General features: G+C 61.8%; 2 pseudogenes. Both read left to right on the top strand.

The window, feature by feature from the left end:
- A pseudogene (locus IFT82_RS20275) lies at positions 1 to 637 on the top strand (hypothetical protein); the annotation flags it as partial.
- A 467-nt stretch (positions 638 to 1,104) separates the two neighbouring features.
- Positions 1,105 to 1,527 (top strand): annotated as a pseudogene (locus IFT82_RS20270) (hypothetical protein); the annotation flags it as partial.

The following is a 1,527-nucleotide window of genomic DNA, read 5'->3' as shown; positions in this document are numbered from 1 at the left end:
GGAGGGGCTGGCGCGCAAGCTGTCGGACAACGGGTTCATCGCCAACCTGCGCCGTTACGCGCAGCGCACCGGCGAGGTGATGCGGATCTGGGCGAAGGTGTTCGCCGATCGTCCGGGCCAGCTGGTCCGGGTGGCCGCGACGCAGCACGGCAATCCGTGGACCGCGGAGATCGTGATGACCACCCCGGGGCTGGCGGACAATATCGACGCGCTGGCGACCGCGCCGTACTTCGGCCACTCCTTCTTCGAGGGCGTGCGCACCAATCAGACCGACACCGCCCTGCTGCTGTCCGATCTGGCCAGCGAGGCCAAGAAGACGCTGGCCAACGAGGGCGAGGCCAACGCCGCCTGGGCGAAGAAGTACGGCAAGCGCTACATCGCCTATGAGGCGGGACAGCATCTGCTGGAGACGGGGGGCCTGACCCGTATCGGTGGGCTCAACCGGTCGAACCTGATGTACGACATCTACACGAACTACATCACCGACTGGAAGACGCGGTTCAACGACACGCTGACGCTGTATTCGAGCACCAGCCCCATCAGCAGCTTCGGCGCCTGGGGCCTGCGCGAATATTCCGGACAGCCCCTCAGCGAAACGCCCAAGCGACGCGCCGCCATCGCCCTGGGTCGGAAATAACCGACCGATACCGATCGGTTATCACCGATCGCGACGAATGCGGCGGCGGGAGATCGATACGGTCCCCCGTCGCCGTTCGTCGTTTGGGGCGCCTAACGGTGCATGGCAGCATCATTATGCTGCATCTGCGGCCAAATGCGCGAATGCCGCGCCATGACGTTCATCGCGGCCAAGGCGCAGCCTTGCCTTGAACGATCGAGCGGCGATAAAGGTTGCCATATAACCGGTGTTCCGATCACCAGAATCTTTCAGGTTAGGTTAATCGATAATAACCCAACCGGTAAACCGGTTCTTCCGACAAATCATCTAGATACAGCTTTATTGGATCGGCAATCGGCAACGCTGCCGAATCCGAAACAATAGACATCAGGTAGTGCGTTGGCGGCAGCGAACGTTCAGCGCGATGTCTGGTGGACAATATTTAACTGGATCGTACAGAAACTGTACTCCACGGGAGCTTTAGCATCATGGCCAGTGCAGTAACCGGCAGCGTTTTGCCTTCTGCTATTTCGTCGACTGCTTTGAAGGTCGGCGTTTCCGTTGCAGCGTTGATTGGTGCCGGCACCGTCGTGTCGAACGGCGCAAGTAACGCGAAGACCTCGTCCATCATGGTGGTCAAGCCCATGGTGTCGAATACGCCCACGGCGGCGCCGAAGCCGGTCGCCAATCCCACCCCTGCTCCCACGCTGCCGGCCAAGCCCGGCTTCCAGCTCGGCGTCAATCTTGGCACCGTGGCCTATTGGAGCGGCGAGCGGTCGTTCGCGAATTTGCTGACGGGGTCGAACTGGATGGACCCGGCCAAGGGCTGGGGCGAGGTGTCGGAGTCCGAGCAGGACGCCAATGGCAACATATTGCCGTCAGCGATGCCGGCGGGGCGCGAGGTGGTGCGT

Source organism: Sphingomonas sp. CFBP 8760 (genome assembly GCF_014841615.1).
Classification (GTDB): domain Bacteria; phylum Pseudomonadota; class Alphaproteobacteria; order Sphingomonadales; family Sphingomonadaceae; genus Sphingomonas.
The sequence above is the reverse complement of the archived record's forward strand: the minus strand, read 5'-3'. Positions and strand labels throughout refer to the sequence as shown.